The following is a 26,518-nucleotide window of genomic DNA, read 5'->3' on the forward strand; positions in this document are numbered from 1 at the left end:
GCCCCCGCCCGACCTCGTCTGATCGCGAATCGTGCCGCCAGGACGCGGCCCATTCCCACCGCGCGTGAGCGCGCGCCCGATCAATGTGGCCAGGCGGCGAGAAGCGACGCCAGCGACGAAAGCACCGAAGCCGGATAGCGTGGCGCCACCCGAAAGCCCAGATGCGACCGCCGGCAGTTGCCATCCGACCATCGCCAGGAAGATCGCGGTCGCGAACATGCCGAGCGCTGCCCCCCACGCGGCCGAGGCTTCGAGTGCCGCCTGGCCGGCCGCAACCAGTGCGCCTGCGTTCGAACCTGGCGGCGCGGTTGTCACCTGAAACGGCGCCAGTTCGGTCGAAAAAGCTGTCAGCGCCATTCCGAGGAAGGCCGCCACCAGGATCTGCAGCAGCGCATAGTTCGCGACCTTCGCCGTCCACGCCTCGAAAAAGCGCGCGGTTGGCGCGAATGCGGCGCACACGATAAAGATCGGTCCGATACCCAGCACCAAATCGAGCAGCATCCTCGCCATCACGACCTCGAAGGCAAGCACGATGAGAAAGATCGAACCGCCGAGGGCCGCCACGAACCCGCAAACGATGTCGCCTATGCCGGCGACGATGCCGGCGAGGCTCAAGCCTTCGTGTGTCGCTTTCACGGAGTACGCATCCAACACGAGGTCGACTTGCTGGTCATAGCAATCGAGCGTCTGATAGATACTGGTGGCGCTGGCGGCCGTCACGCTGCTGCCGCTGGCCGAGCCGCAGCCGGGATTGCCGCCGCCTGTCGTGTTGGCTGCGTTCTGGATCGTCTGCGCAAGCCCGGCGGTGGCGCCATTGACGGCGGTGACGACCTCCTGCTGATAGAGCCCACTGCCGAGCGCGAACGCTAGGACCGTTGCCATCTTCAATCCGCGCCATGCAAAAGCCGGAACCGGCTCGTGCGCCTCGCCGCGCACTATGGCAAGGCCGTATGCGAGCACCCAGATGGTGACGGCAGTGGTCACAACGGGCACAAGGGCGCCAGACAAGGCCGACGACACGTTCGTCACGTAGGTCGACATGCCGTTCTCGAGCGTGCCGCCGATCGCAGTAAAGAGGCCGCTCATCGCACATCTCCAGTCGGCGGAAACGCAGGGTGGCCGGCGAACTGCGCACGGCGCTGCGCTAACCGCTCCCGGAAGACTGGCAGCCAGACGTCCGGATCGTCGCCGACCCGCGCGCGGATCGTATCGAGCAGCTCGACGTTATCCGTTGTGCCGGAGAGCACGTCGAGGACGTCGCCGAGCCCTGCCAGGTCGAGCCGGCCTATCGCAGATCGATGCCCCTGCTTGACGAGAAACATCCGGCTGTTCTCGCCGAGGCTGCGGACGATGTTGAACTCAGCTTCGGTGAGTTTGAAGCCATGCACGTAGTCGTCGTAGTCGGCCCGCGGATTTGGTAGAAAGAAGAACGTCGCGCTCTGCTCGATGAGCGCGCGGGCGATATCGCTTCGCAGCACGTCTGCCGGCGATTGCGTGTCAAAGACACCGAGTCCATTCTGCTTGCGGATCGTCTTCTGCTTGTTCTTCGCGAAATCGGTGAACACCGGGTCATCGAGCCGCTTCCAGAACTCCGTCATGACATAGATGAATCGACGACCGTCGATCACGCTCTCGGTCCGATGCAGCAGGTACATCGTCACCGGCGTCGAGACCTCGGCGTCATCCAGCAGTTCAGTGTCGTCAAAACCGAAGAGGCCCGAGCGGGCCAGCTCGATGCGATCGGTTGGGTTGTCGAGCACCCAGCCCAGCCGCCCGCCCATGCACCATTTGGCCAGGCGTGCGTGAAGACTGTTTTCACCTACGTTCGGCAAAAGCTGTCGCACCATCGACAGGCGCCGCAGCGGCCTCTCCATTCGGGCGACTTCACGCACAGCCCGCGAAATGTCCAGTTCCTCGGTCGCAGACAGTAGCGTGCCGCTATCGACAAGCTTGCGTACGAGCCGCTCCCAGAAATCGAGAGCAAATTCCGTCGGCTCCATCTGAAACGGGTTCAAACCGGTCGGCTCGCCACGGCGGAACACGGTGTACGTGCCGCCCATCGCGCGAATCGCGATCTCGGTACCCCGGTCCTTGTCGTACAGCACCACGGTGATGCCGTACTTCATCGCCATCGCGATGAGGAAGAGCTCAAGGACCGTCTTGCCTGCGCCGGCCTGACCGATAATCTGCGTATTGGCGAGCGCCTTCTCGTCGGCGGAGTCCTGCTTCTCCGGTGTGACGTGGAAGTTCAGATACAGCGGCTGCCCGCTGGGCGTCTTGACGATCGTGATCGCCTCGCCCCAGGGATTGCCATCGCGCTTGCCCGTGGCGAAGTTGTGCAGGCTGGAAAGGCCACAAAAATTGCGCGACGTGAGCTTGGCCTCGCGCGGCCGGTACCGCCAGTTGCCCGGCAGCTGCGCAAACCACGCGGCATCGGCCACGAGGTCGACGAGAGCGGTCTGAAATCCGGCGTCAGCGAGCTGGGTGCGCGCCTTCGCGACATTTCTGGACAGGCCATGCAGCGTGTCGCCCAGGACCGCCAGCGAATAGTGGTACTCGCCCAGAACGAAGTCGCCGTTAATCAGGTCATTGAGCGCCTGATCCATTGCTTCAACCTGAGATACCGCTACATCCTCGCCCGCAATCAACTGGTTCCGCTGTCGCTCGAGCGCCTCTTTCGCGCTGGGCTTGTCGAGGATCGTAAAACTCTGCGTCTCGATGTACTCGAAGTCGCCATAGAGCAACCCGTTAAGCATCCCTGGCTCGGTGTCTTCCGGGTAGTCCTTCAAATCGAGCATCGCAGCAAAGCGAGTCTCGCCTGGCATGCGGATCTCGAGCTTTTCGGCGCCGACGAAAAGGCGCGAGGTGGGCAACGCTTCCCGGATCGTCCCCGCGGGAAGGGGCTGCATTTCCCACGCTGCATTGACGAGATAGCCAATGAGCTCAAGGGCTGACGAATATCGGCGAGGCCGGCTCGCATATGGGCTCGGCTTACGAAAGACGCCGAGTGCCACCGGATCGTAGGGCGCGAGGCCCGTCTCGATCTGGGCAGCGAGCTCACTCATGACTTTGAGTGCTTCATGCTGGTCGAGCCGGATATCGTCGAGCGTGCGGCGCGCCGCGCGGCTAAACACGCGGCCCAGCGTCGTGCGGATTGGCCGGTAGACCAGCGTCAGATATAGCTCGTTGGCCATCATCCGGTAGCCGGCGAAGCTCGTGTAGTAACGTGTGGCGAGTTCCTGGCAGAAGCGGTTGGGGTACGGCGTGACGAAGTGATCCCAGACGCGCCGGCGCAACCGGTGCGTCCAGAGCGCTACGTGGCCGCCTGGCAGTCCGCGCACGAGCTGATTGAACCCGTCGTGCCGCACAGCGATGTCCGCCGGATCGGCGGCCTCAAACGAAATACCTGCGATCTTCCAGATCTGCAGATAGTCGCCTTCGCGGGTCTTGATGACGTGATCCGTCACGTGCGTCGAATACGGAATCATGTCGGCCAACGGCACTTCCCGGTTGGCGACGGCGACGAGCTGTGGGGCGACGAGCTGTGGGGCGGCGCGCATCTCACGCCCTCCTTTTTAGCCGCACAGGCGCGTAGGCATGTGCGCCCCAGAACCGGTAATTTCCCTGGCGCAGCCGCATGCGAATGCGCAGTGCGTACTGGGCGAGGCGCTGATCATCGTGACGAGTGATCACGCGCATTGCAACGAACACCGGAATCATCGAAAACAGGATGGCCACGCCCAGCGGGGGACTGGCGAGCAGCGCCCAGATCGCCGGGATGAGCATGCCCCCGCCGGTTATCAGTGCCGGGACGAGCGGCACGCCCCATAGCATTGCGGGGCGCGTGCAGCCCTTGAAGACGGGATCCTTGAGAGAGTTCATGATTCGTCGCTCGAAGATCAGCCGCCGGCCGGGATCAGCATGCCGGCAATGACCGTCGCACAACCGACGAACAGCCCGCCAATGAAGACATTGGCGATGTCGCCAAAGCGTGCGTGCTGGAACATCATCCGGAAGCCCGCCCAGATGATCGAGATCGAGCAGATCACGCCACCGACGCCAAGCAACGTCGTCTGAATCGTGCTCAGCAGCGTGTTGACCTGCGACAACTGCGCCCAGGCTGGGGATGCGACGAACAATGCCGAAATCATCACTGAGATCGTTCCGGCCAATTGTCGATCCGGGCCGGATCGACGGGACCCGTACACCAACCACGCTTTGATTCGCGTTCCAAGTTTCATCGGACGCTCCTATCGACTTCCCCGACGTCAATTGCCCCCATCCATGCAGTCAGCGCTCTAGAAGACCACCGCGCTCTGGCCCGGCTCGCCGCTCCGCGCTGGCGACGGCAGTTCGCTCCGGTCCGGCTTTCGTGGCGGATCGGTTGCGCGCTTAGGTCGAACAGTGTTGGTGGATAAATCGGTTGCTACTGGAACGACAGGGATCGGTGTGATGGCCGGAACGACGATCGGTACCGTAGGGACGGGTTGCTGCGCGTCCTTCACCACGCGTTGGACATACCCGCTGCGAAAGCCAGTCGAGAAATCGCCACTCGCATAGCAGGACAGACTCGCGCGAAGCGCCGCCTGTTCATCCGCATGCGCGTGACGGGCCAGCTCGAAGCATCCCTGCAGAATCGCTGCGCCCGCAGCCAGGTTGCGGCAGGGATCGAACGCGGTTCGCTCCGTGAGCCCGTATCGCGACCAGTTGTCATGGTTGACCTGTGCCAGCCCGACGCTGAAGTGCCAACCGCTTGCGCTCAGCGAGTGCACCGTTGCCTTGGCTTCCGCCTCGCTGGACGGTTGCCGCGTCAGTCGCCCACGAACCACGCCAATCGCGTACGGATTGAACCCGGACTCAGCACGCACCACGGCTGCCATCGTGGTCGGCGAAATCTGCGGTGCGCACTGCTGGGCAAGCATGAGGAAATCGAGCGGCATGATCAGTGCCCCCCGCCCGATCCGCCATCCTGCTGCTCCGTCTGTTGCAGGAAAAGCGTCGCAGACTGTGTCGGGTCATAGAACACCTGATTGCTGCCAGCGCCGTAGAACTCCGTAACGGTAGTTCCCTGCCCTCCCACATCCCACCAGACGCGGGTATAGAGTTGGTTGTCGATGTCGACGTTGATCGCGCCGAACGCACGGCACAGCAGCTCGCTCTGCTCGGGACCGCCCCAATACAGGAGGTCTTCACGGCAGTAATCTGCGCTCGCGAACGTGTTGCTTGCGAAAGTGCCCCGTGATCCACCCGCGCCAAAATCGCACGTTGGAAACGGATCACCGTGCCGAAGCGCGCGCCAGAGCCGCTCTATCGGTGGCACGCATTCGCTGTATTGCTCCGGCCCACCCGGATTCGACAGACACAGCAATACCTGACAACCCCACACGTCGGCGTGAGCCACGCCGGGTCCGACGAACGACATACCGACGAGAACGGCAACTGCCGCCAGACACCGCCGCACCGCTCGCCTTGCATCCGAGAGCCAATGGGCGTTACGCATCGCACACCTCCGGGAGGCACGCCTGCCGCGTCGCACCGTCCGCGCGGTCAAGGCAGCGAGCGAGAACGTTGAAGCATCCGCTCAACAGGTGCCATCCGGCCTGCGCGTCTGCATTGTCTGGCGCTAGATCCGCGACCGATGCCCCGCACGCCTGCGCCTGCGCCTGCGCAAGGGTGTTTAGTCGCGGCAGGCGCAGGTAGCCCGCAGGGACCCGGCGATCGGGGACCAGCCATGCAGCCAAGCTCGCCTCGATTCGTTTGAGCCTTGCTTCGCACCGCGGTGTCGTCTCGACGCCGTTGGGCACGACGCCAAGGATGTGCAATGCGGGATTGAGCCGGGCGCGCACATCGCGCAGTCCGTTCGATCCATTGAGCAAACCGTCGACCTGTTCGAGCGCGTCCGGCGACATCAGGATTGGGCACGCCACTGCGTCTACCAGCGCAGCCGCGCATAGCGAGCGCGTGCCGGACCATACTGGACCATCGATCAGACAGACGTCGAACGATGGGGCGAGCTGCAACAGCAGGTGTCGCAAATTGGCATAACAGCGCGTAGCTCCTGGATCGTCGCGATCTGCCAGGCCCGGAACCACATTCGCGGCGAGTACGCGGATACGTGGCGCAGTCGTGTCGGGGGACAAACGACGACGAGCGTGGGCTGGCTCACGGTGTGTCGCGCTTGAACACGCGCCCCGTGTTAGCGACAGCGCGCTGTAAGGCGGCTCGGCCAGATCGATGATCAATACCCGATAGCCCCCTACGAGCCGCAGGTAATGGGCGAATTGGCACACCAGCGCGGTTTTCCCAGTGCCGCCATGTGCGGAAGTCACCAGAAGCGATTTCATCACCGTTGTTCCTCGAACAAGGTCCTGGTATCGACTGTCCGCTGCTCAAAAAGAGAACCCGCGGCGCCGGGGAGGCCGACCGCGGGTTCAAGGGGGATCAGGAAGCTATGCGAGAACGCACAAAAGCCTGCGAATGCGGGCTTTTGCGTGAGCGTCACGGCACACTACGTCTTGGCGCAGACATCGATACTGCAGGGCCGCTAACGCGTACTCGGTCGTGCTGTGCACGTTGACCGGACCAGATTGTTGGCTTCACTGTAGGCCGGGTATCGAGTCGATGCAAGGGATGTCGTCCACTAAGCCGTCTAGTCAAATTCCACGTCGTTCCGCGGTGCTCCAGGCTGTTCTTAAATTTATTTTCTTTCCGCGGACTTCCCGGGCGGGTTGCCAGTCGTCGAACTACACCGGACTCTCGGTAGAGTTGGATCACCAACGCTCCGTGCCGCTCGTCATGGAGAAAACGACACACGACGGACCGTTAAATTGATCTTGTCGGCATCAAGCGCTCGAACAAGCGCGCAACGTGCGGCGTAAAGCTCGAGATCGAGCAGGTTCCGCGGGTGCCGGGCGATCTTCAGCCTTCGACACACGACCTCTCGGCCGGCATGCCAGAGATAGATCATCCGGAGCAATTCCCGATGCTTTGGCGACAGCGTTCGCCAAGCGCGTGTGATGCGCTCAGCGTCAACGGGATCATAAGCGCCGCGATTCGACCGCCCCCAGTTGCGAAGACGGTCATCGAGCGACGGCTGACGGTCATCGCGTTTCACCGTCGCCGCCCTTCTCTTTCGTCTCCTGCGCCCGCTGCGAAGCGCGGTACCGCGCAGGATCTGAGAGGAAGCGTTCAATGTCGCCCGAGCGCCAACCCACCAGCCGCCCGCCTAGCGGAATCGCGGGCGGAAAGGTACCGTCGCGCATCCGCTTGTAAATCGTCGACCGCGATAAGCCTGTGCACTGTTCGACCTGCCGCCGACGTAAGATCGTCAGTGCTCCGTTGCCATTCCATGACATGACTCGCCCTCCAGGAACCCGGCACGCTAATAACCGGAACTGTTGGGCATTCAAGCAACGGAGGCAGGCCACTGCCAAACCCGTCTTATCGACGGGACATCCCGTCGGGTCTTGGACGAATGAGCGCATGCGGCACGCAGACTCGTTACCGCATTACTTCCCGAAGTGGCTCGCCACAATCCGTCCGTCGTTCGCGAACATAAGCGTCGCCCGTCCTGCCAATGATCGGAGAGTTGGAAAACAAGTCTTGCGTAGCCTGGCCGGACGTCGTCGGGTTTGGCCCATGCGGCAAGGCGTCATCGCGGGCCGTTGCCGACAAAAAGCGTGTCAGAACTTCATCCGTATGCCGGCACCGATGCTGTTGCCCGACGACACGCTGGTGATCGCGTCGTACCGCCAGGCCGCATAGAGGTCCGTACGTTTCGATAGTGGGTAATCGTAGCCCAGCGCAACGCTCGACCACCGGAGTGTGGACCCAACCGCCGGTCGCCGCCGCGTGCCCGCCCACGACGCTAGCAGGCTGCCCGGCCCGATCCGAGCGCTCGCCCCCACCTGCGCGGAATCGTCCGTCACGTGACTGTTGTTCTCGACTCGTTCATATTGCGCGTACAGCTTGATCGCGCCGAATCGATACGCCCCGCCGATGAGCCACGCGGTCTGCGCCGTCGCCCCGTTGAGAAAGAGCGACGCGGTGTGCAGCGTCTGCACCGCGGCCGTGGCCGAGAACGGCCCGGCGAAATACAGCAGGTTCGCACTGTAGTTCGCTTGGCCGGCATGCCCCGCAACACCCGCATTGCTATATAGAAGCGCGCCCGACAAACCACCAATCTCCGGCGTCTGGTACTGCACCGAATCGTCGATCGCCGTGTCGCTTTGCAGCGATGCCGCGCCCATCGCGGAATCCAGATAGCTGTGGACCACGATCGGTGAAAAGACGAAGGAATTTCCGAACGGATTGAAAAGCAGCGTCGACACGAATAGCGGCGCTGTATTGCGCCCGAGCGTCACTTCACCGAAGTGGCCGCTCAGCCCGGCAAACGCGTTGCGCCCGAAAAACGACTGCCCGGGAAACGAACCGGCCTGGCCACTGTTAATGCGATAAAAGCTCTCCAGCGTGAACACGGCCTTCAGGCCACCGCCTAGGCTCTCGGAACCGGACATGCCCCAGTACGAGGTCGTCATCCCGCCCGAGCCCACCTGCCACGCATTGCCCGTCGCGCCGGCCGGATGGACCTCGCCCACGAACGCGTCGGCCAGCCCGTACAGCGAAACCGACGACTGCGCGTGTGCCATCGCCCCGAACGCGAGCATCACGAGCGCCACCGTCCACCTTCTTCCTCCACCCCGCAGCTTCATCTTCATTGGTTCTCCTCCTTGTGAATGTTTTTCTGTGCCGCCGCCGTGCGCGGGATAGTCAGTCCGGGCGCACTCGCGCGAGCGGCCGCCCGCGCTCGGCTAGCGCGACCGCCAACACGATCTCGTTCGCCGCGGGCGAATCGGCTATCGTCAGGGATACTGTGTCAAAGTGATCAAAGCTCCACATGTCCACACTGCCGTGTAGCGGGATGTCGACACCCGCGCCCGGCGCGGCGCGCTTGGCAACCGAAGGGATTAGCGACGTCGCGCCGGGCAGGCACGCGCGCATCGCGCGGCCCAGGCGCGGATGCAGCAACGCTGCGGCAACCTCGAGCGGCATGGCCGTGCCGACGACCGCCGCCTTGCCGTAGGCTTGGATCGCGGACGGCTCGACGTCCAGCGCCCACCGCGCACGCTCAGTCAACAACGTGCCCAGTTCAGCGCCCACCTCGTAGAGCGACTCGAGTGGCGCGTCCGCGTGCCAGCCGTCGAGCGTCAGGACCGCCGCAGCGACAACCTGTCGGTGCGGCGGATCGATCGCTCTGCCGAGCTCCGCGCGACGCTCGACAAGGTGAACGACGATCTTCGCAATCGGCGTGTTCATGTCCGAGCCCCCGCATCCGTGATTGAGTCTTGCCCTAGCTGTCCCGCTGCCGGAAACGCGCCGCGTGCCGATTCGTATGCACGCGCCGCGCGTAATATCAGTGCGTCCGCGCCGCTTGGGCCGATGAACTGCAGCCCCGTCGGCAATCCGCCCGGCAAGCCACAAGGAACGCTCGCCGCAGGCAGTCCCGTCTGGTTGCACCAAGAGGTCAATGGAGGTGCGGTGCGCAGGTCCTCTGGCAGCCCAGGCACGCGTGGCGGGCCGCAGTGGAAGGTGGGGGTCACCAGCAGGTCGTAATCGTCGAAGAACGCGGTCATTGCGACGGTCAACGCGTGCCGCGCCTTGAGGGCATCGGTGAACGTCGCCACGTCGATCCGTGCGCCGGCCTCCGCTAGCGAACGCACGTCCGGGTCAAGCTGTGTCCTCGCCGATCGGTGGACTTGTCGGGCGTGCTGCGCGAAGAACACGGACCACTGGATTGCGTGCATGCCGCTCCCCAGGTAACCCTCTAGCGGCTTCAGCTCCGTTTCCTCGACTTGTGCGCCCAGCGCTTCGATTAGACCGACCGCCTGCCGGACGCTGTCCGCGATCACGGGATCGACGCGCACTCCTGCGGGTGCCGGGCAATACGCCACGCGCAGCCCCGCAACACCGTCGTCCGGTCCCGCGCGGAAATCCGAGGGCAGCTCGATAGCGGATTGCGCGCCGTCTTGCTTTCGCGCTAGCACAGTGAGCATGAGCGCTGCATCGCTCACGGTGCGGGCCATCGGTCCGAGCGTCGAGAGCGCCGTCCAATTGCCTGCGGCGCCTACCGGTACTCGAGCAAACGAGGGCTTCATTCCCACCACCCCGCTCCAGCAGCTCGGAACGCGGATCGATCCGCCCCCGTCCGTCGCCAGCGACAGCGGCCCCATCCCGAGCGCAACGGCCACGGCAGATCCGCCGCTACTGCCGCCCGGCGACAGACGCCTGTCCCACGGATTGCGAGTGATGCCCGTGAGCGGACTGTCTGTAACGATCTTGTTGCCGAATTCCGAGGTCGTGGTTTTGCCGAACAACAGCGCACCGGAACGCCGCAGCCGCGCGACGGCGGGTGCATCCTCGCGCTCCGCAGCCGCCAGGGACGTCAGCGATCCGTGTCGCGTCGGCAAACCCCGGACAGCGACCAGGTCCTTGACCGAGATCGGCACGCCGTCCAGCAACCCGCACGGGTCACCCCGCATCCAGCGCCGTTCGGACTCGCGAGCAGCCGCCAGCGCACCGTCCTCATCGAGACCGCACACGCCATTGACGAGCGGATTGAACCGCGCGACTTGATCCAACACCGCGCACATGACCTCGACCGGAGATAGCTTGCGACGTCGGTAGCAGTCCATCAGCTGATGAACTTGCATTCCGAGTACATCGTTCATTTAGTATTCCTTAATAATTTGAAAAGATGCCCCCTATGGAGTGGTGCTGCTATCCCTCGCACCTCGGCAAGATCGGTCCGACCGAGTCCAGAAGCGAAAATCGGTTGTCCGCGAGAGCCCGACCGATGCGAGTCAAGCACAGCACGTGGTCGCCACCCTGGCTCACCCCTGTCTTGCCGCGCGGCAAGTCCAGCGAAGCATCAGGCAAAGCGGCCTTCACACGTGCCCCCTCGACACTGCCTGCCGCCTTGGCCGCTTGCACGAATAGGCGAATGCCCGCGTAGGTATTTTCGCCGTGGGGCAGCACCACCGCGTACTGGCCCAAACGGGGGTTGTGCGCATCGGCATACTTCGCCGTGTATCGCGTGAGAAAATCCCGGTTCTCGGGATTGTCCAGACTCATGAAGTACGAGGACACGCCGATAGTCCCTGTCGACGCGCCCGTGGTCGCGATCGATAGCGATTCGTGCGCAATATCGGTCACGAGCTGCGGCGTCATACCGAAGGAGCGGTACTGCTTGACGAAGGTCACCGGATCGTCGCCGATGCTGTGCCAGACGATCTGCGGGTTCTGTCCGGCCACTTGCTGGAGCACTGCGCCGTAGTCCCGGGTACCGAACGGCAGCCAGTAAACGCCAAGGAACTGACCGCCATGGCGTTTCACCGCGGCCTGCAGTTCGGGCACCAGGACCTTGCGATTGCTGCCGATGTCCGACACCACCGCGCAGACCGTTCGCCCGCCGTCGCGCATCAGCCAGGCAATCAGCGGATCGACGCGCTGGTTGACAGCCAATCCCGTGGTGAGCAGGTGTGGGTCGCAACGGCCCTCATCGAAATTCGGATAGACGACAAGGCGCCCTGCCGCTTTAGCCGCTTGTAGCGCAGCTTCGCGCTCTGATGGGAGCACCATGCCGGTGATCATCGCCACGTCGTCGCGCATGAATAGCTGGCGCGCCTTCTGGAGCGTCACAGCCGTCGACATCTGCGTATCTTCGACGCTCAGTTGCAGCGGTCGGCCGAGCAAGCCGCCGCCAGCGTTGATCTCGTCGACAGCCAGTGCCGCGCAGTTTCGGTTGGTCTCGCCTACGCGGGTGAGCGGACCGCTCAACGGTGCGAGAAGTCCAATCTTGAGCGGCGCCGCGGCGCGCGCAAGCGACGGAACTACGGCCGCGGCCAGCGTGCCGGCGGCACTCCATAACGCGGTTCGGGAAAAGTCACGGCGGTTCATCTTAGTCTTCATCGGATGGCGTCCAGGTGGGAAAGCGTCGAATGCGCGCCAGGGTCGTTGGCGGGCGACAGGTATTGCGCCAACGGGTGCGTACCCGCTGCGCCGCGGCGCGACTCGATCGCGCCTGCATGAACGAGCCGTCCATTCTTCAGGACAATGCAACGTTGCGCGCTGCGCAGCACTAGATCGAGGTTCTGCTCGACAAGGAGCACGGCAAGTTGCGACCGGCGACAGAGCGTCGGAATCACTTCGCCAATTAGCTCCACGAGGTTCGGCTGCACACCGTCCGAGGGCTCGTCCAACAACAGGAGCTTCGGACGGCCGCACAAAGCCCGAGCGATCGCCAATACCTGCTGCTCTCCGCCCGAAAGCGTGCCGCCGTGCTGGGCGAGTCGGGACTTCAGCACCGGGAAATACTCGAACACCTCGTCGAGGATCTCACCGCCCCCCACCGCCTGCGTTCCCATGACGAGGTTCTCGCGCACGGTCAGTTTCGGGAAAATCCAGCGCCCCTGGGGCACCAACCCGATACCACGGCGCGCAATTTGATGGGTGCGCATCGCCGTGATGGAGTGCCCGAGAAAGCGTACTTGACCATCCACGCGCGGCAACAAGCCCATGATCGCTTTGACCAGCGTCGTCTTGCCGGCCCCGTTGCATCCGAGGACACCGACGACTTCGTTCGGCCCCACGTCGAAGCCGATTTGATGAAGGACATCCACATCCCCATAGCCGGCCGACAGTTGCTCAATGTGCAGCATGTATTACCCCCTGACCGAGATAAATGCGCCGGATCTCCTCGTCTTGCGCAATGTCGGCATAGCTGCCCTGTCGCACAACCTGCCCTCGGTGCATGACCCACGTTTCGCATTGCAGTGCTTCGACGAAACTCAGATCGTGCTCGATCGCCAGCACGGCGCACTGCTCACGCAGCCGGTGGATGAGGCGGACCAAACGGTGCGCATCATTAGCCGACAGGCCCGCAGCCGGCTCGTCCAGCAGCAACAGCGATGGCTGACACATCATCGCCATCCCGATTTCGAGCCATTGCCGTTCGCCATGCGGCAGGTGCATCGCGAGTTCGTTTGCGTCGGCCGACAGGCCGACCTCGTCAAGCACTGCATCGGGGTCGCGCATCGACGAATCGCGATACGACGCGACGGCCAGTCCGGCCACGACGAGGTTGTCTCGCACGCTCATCGCGAGGAAGGTGTTCGTCCCTTGAAATTTGCGCACCACGCCGCGCCGGCAGAAGTGATGCATCGGCCGGTCCGTCACCCGTTCGCCAGCGAGATATAAGTCGCCTGCCCCCGGTCTGATTGCCCCCGATAGCAGACCGACCAACGTGCTCTTGCCAGCTCCGTTCGGACCAATCACACACAGCAGGTCGCGCGGGCCGATCGTCACATCGACGTCCGCCACCGCGCGGATGCCGCCGAACGCGCGTTGCAGTCCGACGCCCTTCATCAATGGCGCGTCCATTACCGGCCTCCTTCCACGCGTTCGGCGTGGTGTGACGGTATTCGCCCCACGCCCATGCGCCCGATTCGACGAACGCCGGCAATCGCGCCGCGCAGCCGCAGGCCGTTGGGCAGGAACAGGACGCAGCCGAGGAAGAGGGTGCCCAGCATCAGCGGCCACCCGTCGGTGCTCAGGCTCGAGACGGTTTGCTTGAGCAGCGTCAACGCGATGGCCGCGACTACCGGGCCACCAAGCGTGCCCCGGCCGCCGACTGCGACCCAGAGAATGACTTCGGTGGCCAGTACCGGCGAAAACACGTCCGGCGCGACCACACCCGAGGAGGCGGCCATCAGACAACCCGCAATCGCGGCTAGTCCCGCCGAAGCGATGAACACCAGCAGCAAGTGCCATGATGTGTGGTAGCCGCACGCCTTCGCTCGCCATTCGTTGGTCGCGATCGCGGTCAACACGTTGCCGTACCGGCTGCGGCAGATAAGCCAGGTCACGCCAAGCAGTACGAGAAGCGTCACCGTCACCGCGTACCAGGCACCCCGTGCCCCGCTTATATCGACCGTGTACCCGGCAAGGTGGACGGACAACCCCGGAATGCCGAGCAGGCCGGTATCCCCCCCTGTGACCGACTGCCAGCTGGTAGCCAGTTGCTGGACGATGATCAGGACCGCCATACTGATAATCGCGAAGAAATGCAGCCGCACGCCTGCGAACAACAGGAAGTAGCCCAGCACCGCCGCGACCGCGATCGCGCAGACCAGTCCGATGATCAATCCGATAATCGGTGTCTGTCCGAACTGCACGGTAGCCGCGGCAAAACCGTACGCGCCCAAACCGAAGAACACGGTGTGTCCCAGCGTCAGCACACCCGCCCGGCCCCACAGCAGGTCGTAACTGAGCGCGAGCAGCCCCATAACCAGCGCGTCGCGCACAGTCGAGAGCAGATAAGGACCAAGACAATGCGGTAGGACCAACGCCGCCACCGCGATAGCAGCCCATGTGGCGATCAGCGAGAAATCTTCGCGATGAATGGGCGGCTGTGCCAGCCACAGGCGCCCGTGGGCAATAAATCGTTGGAACATCGGTCTACCCTTTTCCGAGGAGCTGATGGGCGGCACTGAAGCCTGGAATGAGACCCTGAGGTCTGAAACGGATCAGCACGATGGACAGAATCAACACCATCGCCGAAGCAAGCGACGGGTCGACGCGGTAGCTGAGCAGCGTTTCGACCGTGCCGACCAAGGTGCTGCCGAGCAGGCTGCCGATGATCGAACCGATGCCGCCCAAGACGATCACGAAGAACGCCTTGGCGAGATAGGCGACACCGAGGTGAGATTCCACCGACACCATTGGCGCCACGAGCGCTCCAGCGAGTGACGCGAGCGCCGCACCGCCGCAAAACGCCAGTCGGTTCAGACGCCGCGTGTCGACGCCAACGGCCTCGGCCATCGCCGGATGCTGGATTACCGCGCGCAGTTGCGTGCCGAACCGCGTGCGAGCGAACAGCAAGCAGCAACCGGCCGTCACCGTCAACGCCACGCCGATCACGAAGAGTCGGTACGCGGGATAATTTCCCCCGGGTACGGGAAGCGCGCCGTTGAAGGGCGTATACACGAGCATCGGCTGGGTGCCGAAAATCAGTTCGAGGGCCTTCTGGACGATCAAACTGACTGCATAGGTTGCAAGCAAAGTGTCGAGCGGCCGATGGTAGAGCAGCCGGATCACGAGCCGCTCCAGACACCACCCGAGCGTGGCGCCAATTGCGGGCGCCGCTAACAACGCGCACCAGAAGGCCTGCGGGCCACCCAATGACTGGGCGACGGCTAGCGTGTAGGCACCGATCGTGACCCATTCGGCATGCGCGAGGTTCACGATGTCCATCATGCCGAAGATGACTGCGAGCCCGAGCGCGACCAGCGCCAGAATGCTCACGTAACTGAGGATGTTCAAGATCGTTGTCATTGCATCAATCCAAATTTGCCCCCGCACCGGCGACGCACAGAGCAGCTAGCCTGAGCTCACTCGATCGAGGCAGGTTCACATGATCCAATCAGACGCCCCTACAAACCTATGCTTTCCTTTGCCCATAAACTAAGGATTGCTTAGTACAAAAATCAAGCAAAACCAAGAAACTCTTAGGATGTCCCGAAACGCAGCGACATCCTCCGTCTTCTCCAAGCGCCTCAAACAGGCGCGTCTGCGTTCGCGCCTAACCCAGGAACAGCTTGGCATCGACGCTGGAATTGACGAATTCTCCGCCAGCGCACGTGTCAACCAGTACGAGAAAGGCAAACACGTGCCCAAGCTTCAGATGGGCCAACGACTTGCCGAAGCGCTGCACGTTCCCACCAGTTTCCTTTACGAAGAAGACGACCTCCTCGCCAGCCTTCTCGCGACCGCGTCGCGGCTGCCTAGAGAAAAGAAGAAAATCCTTCTCGGACATGCAGAGACACTTGCACAGGCCCCAAGCGAGACGGGAAAAACAAAGTAACCCTCAACTGCTCAACTAAGCATTCCTTAGTAACATATCCGAGCAAATCCGGGACACTCCAAGCATGCCCGGTGACTCAACGCTCCTCTCCGTGTTTCCCAAGCGCCTGAAGCAGGCGCGCTTGCGCTCGGGCCTGACGCAGGAACAACTTGGAATTCAGGCCGGCATTGACGAATTCTCCGCCAGCGCGCGCGTCAACCAGTACGAAAAGGGAAAACACGCGCCCTCACTTCTGACCAGCCAACGCCTCGCACGAGCGCTGCTCGTCCCGACCAGCTTCCTCTACGAGGAAGATGACCTGCTCGCGAGCCTGCTTGCCATAGCAGGCCGGTTAACCAAGGAAAAAAAGAGGCTTCTGATTGCTAGCGCGGACGCGCTGGCGAAAGAATAAAGCCTAAGTTTTCCTGAGTCTCGTCGATACGCCGATTAGACCGTCAGCAGATGACGGCTGGCCGTATCACTCTGCACAGTTGGCAGAGGAAACGCCACAACAGAGCCTCTCCACCTCGATCAAAACCACCATACCGCGCCATCACAGGCCTGGGCAATCGCCGTTCGAGCTCTTAACCTGGTCAAGGCAATTTATTATCATCAAATTTACGACTACCGGTGTTGCGTGTCAACGCGAATCTTTCCAGCGTTTACCCGGACATTTATCGCTCCATTGGAACGTAGTCTTGAGACTTGACAACTACGTCCGTCGGGCCTAGCCTCTGTTTATTATAATTAATTGGAGGTGGCATGGGCGACGATCTTTGCGAACTGCCGGCGCGTGAACTCGTTGCGCTCTATGCGACCAGGAGCGCATCGCCGGTCGATGTCATGCAGGCCGTCCTCGAGCGCATCCAGTCGCTCGATTCAGCCGTCAACGCGTTCTGCCAGATCGCCGACCATGCGCGCGAGTTGGCACGTGCGTCGGAATCGCGATGGCAGCACGGGACACCACTAAGCCCGCTCGACGGCGTCCCAGTCAGCATCAAGGACAACGTCTCGATCGCCGGTCTTGCTACACGCTTTGGTTCGCGCACGACGTCGCACGAAGCGGCGCCGCTGGACAGCCCCTGTGTCGCGAGACTGCGCGAAGCGGGCGCAATTTGCTTTGCCAAGACCACTCTGCCGGACTTCGCGCACAAGATCGTCACGGACAGCCCGCTCACTGGCATCACGCGCAACCCTTGGAACCTCGCGTGCACCCCTGGTGGAAGCAGCGGAGGCGCCGCGGCCGCCGTCGCAGTCGGGATGGGCCCAATCGCAATCGGCACCGATGGGGGGGGATCCATTCGCATTCCGGCCGCCTTCACGGGAACCTTCGGATTCAAACCGAGCTTTGGGCGGGTCCCGCATGCACCGCGCGGACCTTTCGGGCTACTCAGTCACGTCGGCCCGATAACCCGCTGTGTGGAGGATGCCGCCCATATCCTGACGGCGATCAGTCGACCGGACAGCCGAGACTGGTACGCATTGCCGTTCGATGGCGCCGACTACGCACGCGGACTGAAATGTCAGCCCGCCCCCGGTGGCCTGCGCATTGCGTGCAGTCCGACGCTCGGACTGCCGGTCACCGTCCAAGCCGAAGTCCACGATGCCGTCACAAACGCCGCAGCTACCTTCCGCGAACTGGGCGCGCAGGTCCAGTTGGTAGACCCACCGAACGTCGCGCGCTGCAACGCAGTTCATACGACGCTCTGGCGCGCGTGCTGCCGTCAGCTCACAGGTGAAATGGCGGACGGGTGGGCCGAGTTGGATCCATCGCTGCAGGCGTACGCGCATGCTGGCAACGACATCTCAAGGGAAATCCTGCTCGGTGCGCTCATTGAAAGGGGAGAGCTGGGCGCAACGGTCAATGCCTTCTTCGAGCAGCACGACATCGTCATCTGTCCCGTGTACCCGAGTGTTGCCATGCCGATTGCGGACCTCACATCGAGTGACGAGCTGTTTCCGCATTTCACAGCGTGGTGCAATCAGCTGGGGCTCCCCGCCGCCAGCCTTTATACCGGCATGACCGCCAGGAATTTGCCCGTTGCCGTCCAGATCGTGGGCGGTCGCCATGCCGATGCGTTGGTCCTCTGGGCAAGCCACGTACTCGAGCTCGCGTTCGGGCGTGCTCCATTCTCGGACATGACGCGCGCCCTTTCTACGTCCGCGGCCAGCGCGACATCTGCCTGACGGCGAATCGACCTAAACGAACCTCGATCGCGAGGACCATGCGAGCGAAAGCCCGATCATCGGACGCTTGCGAGCGGAAGAAATAGCGATAGAGGGTCGTCGCCAAATTGGCTAAAGCCGAAATGTCGATAGAAGTCGGCGGCTTGCTCGTCCTTCGCGTCGACAGTCAACGCAGCGCCCGGAATCTCCGACTGCGCGGCTCGGCGCAACGCATTGACGAGCAGCGCGGCACCCAGCCCACGGCCGCGATACCTCCGGTCAACGGCCAATCGCCCCATGCGGATAACCGGAACCGCCGGATAGCGCGGTAGCTTTCGAGCCACCTCTTGCGGCAAGTCCGCAAGTGCGACACTTGCCGCAGACAGCGTGTAATAGCCGGCCACGAAGTCGCCATCCAGCATCACGAAGCACGCCGCTATACGGCGGCGAATATCCTGCGTGACGAACTCCCGAAGGTAACGATCGAGTGGCGTCGATCCGCACTCGAACTGCGACCGGTCGTGGGCAGCGGCAAGCGCGCAAACAACGAATCGATCGCCATTCATTCGTTACGCAATAGTCGATCATGGCTGGCGATCGCTCGATTGAGCGCATCTACCGGCTCCGGCGGTGAAATGATCAAGTCGGCAAACCGCCGCGAATCCGCCATCGATAGCCGGATCACCTCCGCTTCCGCGATCGCGCGCTGAGCCGCCTCGCGAGCCGCGGAAATGACGAAGTCGGTCATCGTGCGACCCTGGATTTCCGCAGCACGTCGGATCGCCGCATGCACGTCCGACTCAATCCGGGCCTCAAATCTTGTGGTAGCCATGAGAAATACCTCCCAATGGGATTGTACGGTAAATTGCCGGGTCGATCAACACGTGTACGGAAGATTGCCGGGTAATAGCAGCACGTAATCGAATCGCCCCCAGGCCATTTAGGGCTCGCCGCGCTCCGTGCGCAGGTCCAGCTCGGAATCCAACACCAACTTCTGCTGCAGCGCCGCATGAACCTTACGCAGTTGCGCTTCCGCTTCGTCCATGTGCACGGCCATGAGCCGCGCGACCGCGTCCGCATCCCTGCGCCGCGCGGCTTCCAGAATCGCACGGTGTGCAGCGACCGTGTTCCGGCCGAAGGCCTGGTAATCGCGCTGCGTCACGTTTCCGGCGACGATTACCAGCGAGTGCAGCATCTGGTTGATGATCTGGCACAAGCAGCGCAAAAACGCATTGGGATGCGCGGCTGCCAGCACGTCGTGAAAATGAATGTCCTCGTGGCGCTGATCGAGCGCCTCCTCGCTACGCGCCTCAAACGGCTCGCATACCGACACGCTGCGCTCGAGCGCTTCGAAGTCTGCCTCGCTCAGATGAGCGACGGCGCCCGCCGCCACCATGGGCTCCAGCGTGCGGCGCACCGCGTAGATGTCCCCGAGCGTGAGGTTCTCGAAAAACAGATAGTTCTGCAGGGACTGGAACGCCCGCGCGATGGGAACGCGCGTAATCGTCGCGCCCCCGTCGGGCCCCGTGCTCAGCGTCACGAGCCCCTGCACTTCCAGCGCCTTGAGCGCGTCGCGCATCGAGCCTCGGCTTACATTGAACATCTGCTGCAACTCCGCCTCCTTGTTGAGGCGCTTGCCCGGGCGCAACAGTCCATCGTTGATCCCGCGCTTGATCTGCTCGGCGACCTGATCGCCGCGCTTGATCGTGCGGGAACCGCGCTTGTCTGGCTGCGCCAGCGGCATCTTCTTTTCGGTTATCCGTTTTCGCCCTGCCATATTCGTCACGTCCGTCGGTGGCGTTCATCACTTTGTCTCGCCGCCATTATCGGGCATCCGCTACGCGTGCGGTCGGACTCCGGGCCCAGGACACCCCCTCACCCTCCCTATGCGCGGAGGTGGGCAGGGTGCCGGCAAGCACCTACGCTCCAGTCCGAACGACACCTGCGCGGCGTACCCGCTGGTCGCGGGCCTGTCGATGATCCGGCGCAAGTGCGCGGTGTTGGAGGAAATGGGCCATGACTGCGAATCTGCAACCGTCACAGCAGCGTCCCACGCTGGCGACGCTCGAGGCCAGCCTCGCGGCCTGCGGGCTGCAGCTTAACCGGCTCGCCGCACGCATGCGGGCGCACGGCCCGGCGGCCGACGCTACGGGGCAAATTCCCGAGGCCGCTTGGGAGTCTGACGATGTCGCCGCCCTGAACCTCAATCTGGTTCCGCTCGCGTACGGCGGGTGCCCGGACGCTCAGTCGCTCGTGTCGCGCGTGATCCTCATGGAATATCTCGGCTACGCCGATGCGGGCTTGGCGCTCGCACTGCCCGGCCCTGGCCTGGCAATGCCCCCCGTCCTCGAGCTAGCCAGTGCTCGACAGCAGGCCGACTTCTTCGAACACTTCCGCAGCGAGACACCACGCTGGGGCGCCTTCGCCATCACCGAGCCCGATTGCGGATCCGACGCTACGGCCATGCGAACCACAGCTCGCAAGACGGCACACGGCTGGGTATTGAACGGTACCAAGTGCTTCATCACGAACGGTGCGCGCGCCGACTGCGTGATCACGTTCGCCACGGTCAACCGGCAGGTGGGCCGCTTCGGCATCCGCGCATTTCGCGTCGATCGCGGTACGCCAGGTTTTTCGGTCGCGCGTATTGAGCGCATGTCGGGCTTGCGCGTGAGCCAACTCGCCGTGCTCTCGTACGCTGACTGCGAAGTGCCCGAAGAGGCGCTCCTCAGCCGCGGCGATGAAAACCCCCTCGACGATGCGTTCTCGGGAGCCCAACAGGCATGGGACTATTTCCGGCCCCTGCTCTCCGCAGTCATGATCGGCGCCTGTCGGCGGGTGCGCGACGATCTAGCGACCTATTTCGACGCCGGCGCACATCCGGCCCACGAGCGCCACCGCATCGCCGACGTAGAAGCGAGCCTTCTCGACGTCGATCGACAGATCACTGCGGCACAGTTGCTGTGCCATCACGCGGCGTGGAAAACCGATCACGGCATCGCGACTTCCATGGACTCGTCGATCGCCAAGGCCTATGCCTCGCGCGTGGCCGCGCGTGTCACGCGCGCGTCCCTCGAACTGGCCGGTCTCGACGGTATCGCCGCCTATCCATCGCTCGAGCAAAGCTACCGCGATGCGAAAGCGTTCGACATTATGGAAGGCACCGGAGACATGCAGCGGCTCATGATCGCGCGGGCCGCGCAGCGCGCGACCTCGCTCCCATGGGACATCACTCAATCGCCGCCTCCCCGGCCCACACAGCCCTTCTCATCTTGAGATTTCGAAGCCTCTCACCGGAGAACGCTCATGGCATCCCACCCTCCCTCGACCCGACGCGACGACGTTGCTTCCACCGTAAAGGCCTGCCTGCTGTCGGTACTCGGCAGCAACCTGAGCGCAGAGCTCATCGTCGACGACACCAATCTCTTCGACGTCGGCGTCGATTCGATGAACATGACGGAGCTGCTCCTCCAACTCGAGCAACGCTTTGGCTTCACGCTAGCGCCCGAGGATCTGTCGGCCGATCTGTTCATGCGCTTCGGCAACCTGGTTTCATTCGTCGCGTCCCATGTCTCAGCCCAGTGACCACGCGGGCGTCGAGCCTCGCATCGTCGCCTCGGCGCGATACATCCCCTATGCCCGTGTCGCTCCGGATGCGTCTATCGAACCGGTTGCCGCTACCGGCATCACGGCACGAGAGGTGGTCATGCAGGCAGTCTATGCCGATACCTTGCGGTGGCGAGAAGCTCGCGCGCGATGCGGCGAGGGTGATCGTCCCGCGTCACAAGTCAGCCTCGCAGCGGATCGCCCGGTTGCCAACGAACCTCGGATGACGCTTTCGGACATGGCGCTAACTGTCGCGCAAACCCTTCTCGACGCTTTGCCCCAACGAGCGGAGCTTACGCCGGACCAGATCATTGTGTGCACCACCAGCTTCGAACACGACCTCGCGCTGTCCTGCGCTTGCCGTCTGCACTGCGAACTCCGATCGAGCCGTGCGCCCTTTGCGATCGGACAGCTTCAAAGCGTGTCGTTCCTGATGGCACTGGACGTTGCCCTCGCCATGATGGCCGTCGACACACAGATGCGTGCCGTGCTGATCGTCGCCGCCGAGCGGTGGCTCCCGCCGTTTGTGCGGCGAGTCGATGCGTTGACCGTCATGGGCGACGGGGCGGCTGCCGTCCTGATCGCGAGATCTCCCATTCCGGGATGGCGGGTGCGCAGCCTCACGATCCGCACGCCGGGGCCCGGCGCTTTCGCGTCAACGGACCGCGGGCTCATTGGCGCCACGACACTCACGCAGGCCATCGATGACGCGTGCACACGCGCCAAGCTGTGCGCAGCGGACATCGACTGGATCTTGCCGCCCTCCGCCGTCGAGGCGCAACTCATAAGAGAGCTCGGCGCACGCAGTGGGCTGCCGGTCGAACGAATCTGGCATGAAGACCAAGACGCGCACGGCCACCTCTGTGCGGCGGACACGCCCGCACGGCTCGACGCACTGCTGAGATCGATCGCGCCCTCGCACGGACAATGCATGCTCGTCAGTTCCCTCGGCTTCCAGGGACAGGCCGCCTGCGCTCTCCTTGATTTCCGTGGGGAAAACACATGACGGCCTCGGTTCGACCTCCCTCGCTATCGCTGTCCGGCATCGCGTTCTGCCTGCCCGAGAAGACGGTGGATGCACATCGCTGGGCGGCACGTTGCGGCCTGCCGGACGCACGCGCCCGCGCACTGCTCGACAACGGCGTCGCGCAGTTCCACGACGCTGCCGGCGCCTCGCCTGTGGCCCTGGCCGTCCATGCCGTTTCCTCGCTGCTGCACGAAACCGACACCGCTCCGGAAACGGTGGATGCGCTCGTCTATACGCATACGATTCAGACCAGCGTCCTTGCGCCACCCGCGAACACCGCCCAAGAGATTCAGCTCTGCACGGGGCTGAGCCGCGCACTGGCGTTTTCGATCATGCAGCAGCACTGCGTCTCGCCGATGGCAGCCATCCGCGCGCTGCTCGCGCTCGCTGTGCGGCACTCATCGCTTAGGCGCGCGATCGTCGTCTGTGCCGATGTAATCGGTTCGGAATGCGACCGGCTGCGGGCGATTCAAGACCTTGCGCTGCACAGCGATGGCGCCTGCGCATTGCTGCTCGAGCGTGACGGCGAGCGCGACGTCATCGCCGGCCTGTACCTGTACACCGACGGCCGTTCTTTCCGCGGCACCGATGACGATCTGCAGCCGGTGCCCGACGATCGCTACTACTGGTCCGCGTTCTCCACGATGCGCGCCGCCATTCGGCAAGCCGGTATCACGAGCCGCGACATCACGCACGTGCTGCCCCATCACGTGAATTTGCCGGGCTGGGCCAGGCTGATGACGATGCTGTCCGTCCGACAAGAGCGGCTGTTCACCGCGAATTTCGGGCGAATCGGCCACGTCTTCGGCGCGGACCCCTTCATCGACTTTCGAACCTGCCGGGATCGGAAACCTGGAGGCTGGTCCCTGCTGTTTTCGTGCGGTCTCGCCGGCTGCTTCGGTGCGATGGTGATACGTCACTGACCGCTCAGCAAGCACTTCTTTAACGCTCATCCTCGACCTCGATACCCCCATGAACAACATCCTCGACATTGTTCGCGCGGCCGCACGGCAGACGCCCGACGCGCAAGCCCTTGTTTGCGGTCCAGCTAGCCTGACTTATCGGATCCTGGCATGCCGGGTACACGCTTTGGCTAACGCGCTATGCTCGCTCGGCATCCCAACGGGCGCCCGTATCGCAATCTTTTTGGACAAGCGCATCGAGACCGTCATATCGATGCTCGGCGCAGCGGCCGCGCAATGCGTGTTCGTTCCCATCAATCCACTGCTCAAGCCCCAGCAGGTCGCTCACGTGCTGCGCGACTGCAGCGCCGACTGCCTGATCACCACTGCCCTTCGCGCGCGCGTACTCGACGAAAATGGCGTGGCGGGCGTTCACCACACGATCATCGTGGATGATCCCAGCGCGGTGAGCCGGCATCTGCGCATGCAAACGCACATCCACACTTGGCCTGAGCCTGCATGCGTCGGTAGTACTGCAAACGATGAGGGGGACACGCCACGCTCAGCATCGGCATCGGGTATCGACACGGATCTGGCCGCCATCCTTTACACGTCCGGCTCGACCGGGCTGCCCAAAGGCGTGATGCTCAGTCATCGCAACCTGCTCGAGGGTGCGTGGAGCGTTTCCCATTACCTGCGTCACACCGCAACCGACCGGATCCTCGCCGTTCTGCCGCTCAGCTTCGACGCGGGCTTGAGCCAACTCACCTCGGCCTGGTATGCGGGCGCCGCCGCTGTGCTCATCAACTACGTGACGCCACAGGACGTCATCGAAGCGTGCGAGCGTGAACGCATTACTGCAATCACAGGCGTGCCGCCCTTATGGATGCAGCTCGCCCGCGCGACCTGGCCGAGCGCGGCGTGCCCCACGCTGCGCTACTTCGCCAATACGGGCGGCCGGCTTCCGCTGCCCGTCCTGCAGCAACTGCGCACGCTGTTTCCGCAAGCGCTGCCCTATCTGATGTATGGACTGACCGAAGCGTTCCGCTCGACGTTTCTCGATCCCAGCGAGGTTGACCGCCGCCCCGATTCGATCGGCAAAGCCGTGCCAAACGCCCGCATCCTCGTCGTCCGCAAGGACGGCTCCCCATGCGAGCCCGACGAGACCGGCGAATTGGTCCACGTCGGCGCCTGTGTCACGCTGGGCTACTGGAACGACGCGGACCGTACCGCCCAGCACTACCGGCCGTCTCCCGAAGTCAAGCCCGGTGGCGCGGCGCGAGATATCGCGGTCTGGTCGGGAGACCTCGTGCGGCGTGACTCCGAGGGATTTCTCTACTTCGTCGCACGCAACGACGCTCAAATCAAGAGTTCCGGGTACCGCGTCAGCCCTGAGGAGATCGAGGAAACCGTTCACGGCAGCGGACTCGTCGCAGAAGCCGTCGCCCTCGGCGTGCCTGACGACGAACTTGGCGAAGCGATTGTGCTGCTGGTTGTGCCGGCAGCCGAGCCGTTCGATACCGAAGCGCTGCAAACGTGGTGCGCGCAACGGCTGCCTCGGTACATGGTGCCGCAGCGCCTGATCGTTCGCCCAGAGATCCCGCGCAACCCCAACGGGAAGTTCGATCGAACTGCGTTGCGCGCGGCGTTCACCGGCACGCAAGTCGAGCCCGAAGCGAGGCGATCGTGAACCTCCCATTCCTTGAGCAAAACGGCGTTCTGGCTATCGGCGGCATCGATGTCGCTCGCCTAGCCGACCGCGCCGGGCGCACGCCCTTCTTTGCCTATGATCGAGCCGCGATCGACGCTCGCGTACGCATGCTGCGCGACAAACTGCCCGGCGACATCGAATTGCACTACTCAATCAAAGCCAATCCGATGCAAGCCATCGTGCACCACCTCGCGACGCGCGTCGACGGCTTCGATGTCGCCTCCGCATCTGAGATGGCGCTCGCCCTGGATACCGGTGCTGGCGCCCGCCAGATCGGCTTCGCCGGTCCGGGCAAAGAGCGCGATGAGCTGCGTCGCGCAGTAGCGAGTGGCGTCAACATTCACCTCGAATCGGTCACCCAACTGCACCTCGTCGCGGCACTCGGCTGGGAACTCGGTTTGCGCCCCAACGTCGCCATCCGCGTCAACCCGAACTTCCACGTCGGCCAGAGCGGCATGCGAATGGGCGGTGGCGCCGCGCAGTTCGGCATCGATGCGGAACAGGTGCCGGCGCTGCTGCGCGAGGTCGACGCGCACGATGTGGCGCTCGTCGGCTTTCATCTTTTTTGGGGATCGCAGTGCCTGCACGCCGCAACCATCATCCAGGCCCAGCAGCAAAGCGCGGAGCTCGTCACGAGACTCGCCACCGATCTACCGACCGCCCCGCGATACGTCAATATGGGCGGCGGCTTCGGTATCCCGTATTTCGCGGGCGACACGCCGCTCGACATCGACGCGGTCACACAAGCGATGCACGGCTGGCTCCCGCAGTTCCACGACCGTCTGCCGGGCACCCGCATCGTCCTCGAACTCGGACGGTACTTGGTCGGAGAAGCCGGCGTCTACGTGTGCCGCGTCATCGATCGCAAGGCTTCCCGCGGCAGGACATTCCTGATCACCGACGGCGGACTGCACCACCATCTGGCTGCCTCCGGAAATTTCGGGCAAGTTCTGCGCCGCAATTTTCCAGCGCTGCTTGGCAATCGCCTGAACGACGCGCCCCAAGAGCGCTGCGACATCGTCGGGTGCTTATGCACACCACTCGACCGAATCGCGGACGACGTGCCGCTGCCCGATGCCCGCATCGGGGACTTCGTCGTGGTTCTGCAGTCGGGTGCCTATGGGCGATCGGCAAGTCCGGCCGACTTTCTCGGCCATCCCGCCGCTATCGAGATGCTCGTCTAAAGCTTCATCGTGAACGTGGAGAAT

Annotated in this window: 29 protein-coding genes; 9 read left to right on the plus strand and 20 right to left on the minus strand. The window is 63.4% G+C overall.

Annotation, left to right across the window (positions count from 1 at the left end; all coding sequences use genetic code 11):
- The 17 genes from C0Z18_RS21840 to C0Z18_RS21920 all read right to left on the minus strand — a co-directional run.
- On the minus strand, positions 1-1,086 hold a 1,086-nt coding region (locus tag C0Z18_RS21840; RefSeq protein WP_102647649.1), incomplete at its 3' end, for a type IV secretion system protein.
- Positions 1,083-3,560: a VirB4 family type IV secretion/conjugal transfer ATPase gene (locus C0Z18_RS21845; protein ID WP_102647536.1), complete on the minus strand. Its 2,478-nt coding sequence runs from the start codon at positions 3,558-3,560 to the stop codon at positions 1,083-1,085. The genes C0Z18_RS21840 and C0Z18_RS21845, both read right to left, overlap by 4 nt.
- 1 nt (position 3,561) lies before the next feature.
- Positions 3,562-3,882, minus strand: a complete 321-nt coding sequence (locus C0Z18_RS21850; protein WP_102647537.1) for a type IV secretion system protein VirB3 — start codon at positions 3,880-3,882, stop codon at positions 3,562-3,564.
- 17 nt (positions 3,883-3,899) lie between these two features.
- A complete protein-coding gene (locus C0Z18_RS21855) occupies positions 3,900-4,241 on the minus strand; it encodes a TrbC/VirB2 family protein (protein WP_102647538.1) in 342 nt (113 codons plus the stop codon).
- A gap of 57 nt (positions 4,242-4,298) precedes the next feature.
- Entirely contained in the window at positions 4,299-4,940 is a 642-nt protein-coding gene (locus C0Z18_RS21860; protein WP_102647539.1) for a lytic transglycosylase domain-containing protein, read from the minus strand.
- A gap of 2 nt (positions 4,941-4,942) precedes the next feature.
- Complete coding sequence (locus tag C0Z18_RS21865; RefSeq protein WP_102647540.1) at positions 4,943-5,500, minus strand: hypothetical protein; 558 nt, start codon at positions 5,498-5,500, stop codon at positions 4,943-4,945.
- On the minus strand, positions 5,493-6,344 hold the full coding sequence (locus tag C0Z18_RS21870; RefSeq protein ID WP_102647541.1) for a ParA family protein: 852 nt from the start codon (positions 6,342-6,344) through the stop codon (positions 5,493-5,495). The genes C0Z18_RS21865 and C0Z18_RS21870 overlap by 8 nt, the downstream gene beginning before the upstream one ends.
- Positions 6,345-6,793: 449 nt before the next feature.
- Positions 6,794-7,114, minus strand: a complete 321-nt coding sequence (locus tag C0Z18_RS21875; RefSeq protein WP_102647542.1) for a hypothetical protein — start codon at positions 7,112-7,114, stop codon at positions 6,794-6,796.
- Positions 7,101-7,484, minus strand: a complete 384-nt coding sequence (locus C0Z18_RS21880; RefSeq protein ID WP_408647088.1) for a helix-turn-helix transcriptional regulator — start codon at positions 7,482-7,484, stop codon at positions 7,101-7,103. Before C0Z18_RS21880 ends, C0Z18_RS21875 begins: the two co-directional genes overlap by 14 nt.
- Positions 7,485-7,682: 198 nt before the next feature.
- Entirely contained in the window at positions 7,683-8,666 is a 984-nt protein-coding gene (locus tag C0Z18_RS21885; RefSeq protein ID WP_233217434.1) for a porin, read from the minus strand.
- A 103-nt stretch (positions 8,667-8,769) separates the two neighbouring features.
- Positions 8,770-9,315 carry an amino acid synthesis family protein gene (locus C0Z18_RS21890; protein ID WP_102647545.1) on the minus strand — a complete coding sequence of 182 codons (546 nt, stop codon included), beginning with the start codon at positions 9,313-9,315 and terminating at the stop codon, positions 8,770-8,772.
- Complete coding sequence (locus tag C0Z18_RS21895) at positions 9,312-10,727, minus strand: amidase family protein (RefSeq protein ID WP_102647546.1); 1,416 nt, start codon at positions 10,725-10,727, stop codon at positions 9,312-9,314. The genes C0Z18_RS21890 and C0Z18_RS21895 overlap by 4 nt, the downstream gene beginning before the upstream one ends.
- 49 nt (positions 10,728-10,776) lie before the next feature.
- Complete coding sequence (locus tag C0Z18_RS21900; protein WP_102647650.1) at positions 10,777-11,955, minus strand: ABC transporter substrate-binding protein; 1,179 nt, start codon at positions 11,953-11,955, stop codon at positions 10,777-10,779.
- 8 nt (positions 11,956-11,963) lie between these two features.
- Positions 11,964-12,716: an ABC transporter ATP-binding protein gene (locus C0Z18_RS21905; RefSeq protein WP_102647547.1), complete on the minus strand. Its 753-nt coding sequence runs from the start codon at positions 12,714-12,716 to the stop codon at positions 11,964-11,966.
- Positions 12,703-13,437, minus strand: coding sequence for an ABC transporter ATP-binding protein (locus C0Z18_RS21910; RefSeq protein ID WP_102647548.1), 735 nt, complete (start codon positions 13,435-13,437; stop codon positions 12,703-12,705). The genes C0Z18_RS21905 and C0Z18_RS21910 overlap by 14 nt, the downstream gene beginning before the upstream one ends.
- Positions 13,437-14,510 carry a branched-chain amino acid ABC transporter permease gene (locus tag C0Z18_RS21915; RefSeq protein WP_102647549.1) on the minus strand — a complete coding sequence of 358 codons (1,074 nt, stop codon included), beginning with the start codon at positions 14,508-14,510 and terminating at the stop codon, positions 13,437-13,439. Before C0Z18_RS21915 ends, C0Z18_RS21910 begins: the two co-directional genes overlap by 1 nt.
- Before the next feature lie 4 nt (positions 14,511-14,514).
- On the minus strand, positions 14,515-15,390 hold the full coding sequence (locus C0Z18_RS21920) for a branched-chain amino acid ABC transporter permease (protein ID WP_102647550.1): 876 nt from the start codon (positions 15,388-15,390) through the stop codon (positions 14,515-14,517).
- 178 nt (positions 15,391-15,568) lie between these two features.
- Between C0Z18_RS21920 and C0Z18_RS21925 the strand changes: the two genes are divergently transcribed.
- The 3 genes from C0Z18_RS21925 (at position 15,569) to C0Z18_RS21935 (ending at position 18,085) form a co-directional block, all read left to right on the plus strand.
- Entirely contained in the window at positions 15,569-15,919 is a 351-nt protein-coding gene (locus tag C0Z18_RS21925) for a helix-turn-helix transcriptional regulator (RefSeq protein WP_102647551.1), read from the plus strand.
- A gap of 64 nt (positions 15,920-15,983) precedes the next feature.
- Entirely contained in the window at positions 15,984-16,310 is a 327-nt protein-coding gene (locus C0Z18_RS21930) for a helix-turn-helix transcriptional regulator (RefSeq protein WP_102647552.1), read from the plus strand.
- Positions 16,311-16,660: 350 nt separating this feature from the next.
- Positions 16,661-18,085: an amidase family protein gene (locus C0Z18_RS21935; protein ID WP_102647553.1), complete on the plus strand. Its 1,425-nt coding sequence runs from the start codon at positions 16,661-16,663 to the stop codon at positions 18,083-18,085.
- A 56-nt stretch (positions 18,086-18,141) separates the two neighbouring features.
- Here C0Z18_RS21935 and C0Z18_RS21940 read toward each other — a convergent pair whose 3' ends face one another.
- The 3 genes from C0Z18_RS21940 to C0Z18_RS21950 form a co-directional block, all read right to left on the minus strand.
- Complete coding sequence (locus C0Z18_RS21940) at positions 18,142-18,630, minus strand: GNAT family N-acetyltransferase (RefSeq protein WP_102647554.1); 489 nt, start codon at positions 18,628-18,630, stop codon at positions 18,142-18,144.
- Positions 18,627-18,896 carry a type II toxin-antitoxin system TacA family antitoxin gene (locus tag C0Z18_RS21945; protein ID WP_102647555.1) on the minus strand — a complete coding sequence of 90 codons (270 nt, stop codon included), beginning with the start codon at positions 18,894-18,896 and terminating at the stop codon, positions 18,627-18,629. Before C0Z18_RS21945 ends, C0Z18_RS21940 begins: the two co-directional genes overlap by 4 nt.
- 108 nt (positions 18,897-19,004) lie before the next feature.
- Positions 19,005-19,841, minus strand: coding sequence for a FadR/GntR family transcriptional regulator (locus tag C0Z18_RS21950; protein WP_102647556.1), 837 nt, complete (start codon positions 19,839-19,841; stop codon positions 19,005-19,007).
- A gap of 239 nt (positions 19,842-20,080) precedes the next feature.
- Between C0Z18_RS21950 and C0Z18_RS21955 the strand changes: the two genes are divergently transcribed.
- The 6 genes from C0Z18_RS21955 to C0Z18_RS21980 all read left to right on the plus strand — a co-directional run bounded on the left by C0Z18_RS21955 (position 20,081) and on the right by C0Z18_RS21980 (position 26,494).
- Positions 20,081-21,340 (plus strand): acyl-CoA dehydrogenase family protein, encoded by a 1,260-nt coding sequence (locus C0Z18_RS21955; protein WP_102647557.1) that lies wholly within the window; start codon positions 20,081-20,083, stop codon positions 21,338-21,340.
- A 30-nt stretch (positions 21,341-21,370) separates the two neighbouring features.
- Positions 21,371-21,649 carry an acyl carrier protein gene (locus C0Z18_RS21960; protein ID WP_102647558.1) on the plus strand — a complete coding sequence of 93 codons (279 nt, stop codon included), beginning with the start codon at positions 21,371-21,373 and terminating at the stop codon, positions 21,647-21,649.
- A gap of 244 nt (positions 21,650-21,893) precedes the next feature.
- Positions 21,894-22,676 (plus strand): 3-oxoacyl-[acyl-carrier-protein] synthase III C-terminal domain-containing protein, encoded by a 783-nt coding sequence (locus C0Z18_RS21965; RefSeq protein WP_233217426.1) that lies wholly within the window; start codon positions 21,894-21,896, stop codon positions 22,674-22,676.
- Positions 22,673-23,620 carry a 3-oxoacyl-[acyl-carrier-protein] synthase III C-terminal domain-containing protein gene (locus C0Z18_RS21970; RefSeq protein WP_102647560.1) on the plus strand — a complete coding sequence of 316 codons (948 nt, stop codon included), beginning with the start codon at positions 22,673-22,675 and terminating at the stop codon, positions 23,618-23,620. Before C0Z18_RS21965 ends, C0Z18_RS21970 begins: the two co-directional genes overlap by 4 nt.
- A 49-nt stretch (positions 23,621-23,669) precedes the next feature.
- Positions 23,670-25,289, plus strand: coding sequence for an acyl-CoA ligase (AMP-forming), exosortase A system-associated (locus C0Z18_RS21975; RefSeq protein ID WP_102647561.1), 1,620 nt, complete (start codon positions 23,670-23,672; stop codon positions 25,287-25,289).
- Positions 25,286-26,494, plus strand: a complete 1,209-nt coding sequence (locus C0Z18_RS21980) for a pyridoxal-dependent decarboxylase, exosortase A system-associated (RefSeq protein WP_102647562.1) — start codon at positions 25,286-25,288, stop codon at positions 26,492-26,494. The genes C0Z18_RS21975 and C0Z18_RS21980 overlap by 4 nt, the downstream gene beginning before the upstream one ends.
- Positions 26,495-26,518: the final 24 nt, after the last annotated feature.

The sequence above is a fragment of the Trinickia dabaoshanensis genome (genome assembly GCF_002879885.1).
GTDB classification, from domain to species: Bacteria; Pseudomonadota; Gammaproteobacteria; order Burkholderiales; family Burkholderiaceae; genus Trinickia; species Trinickia dabaoshanensis.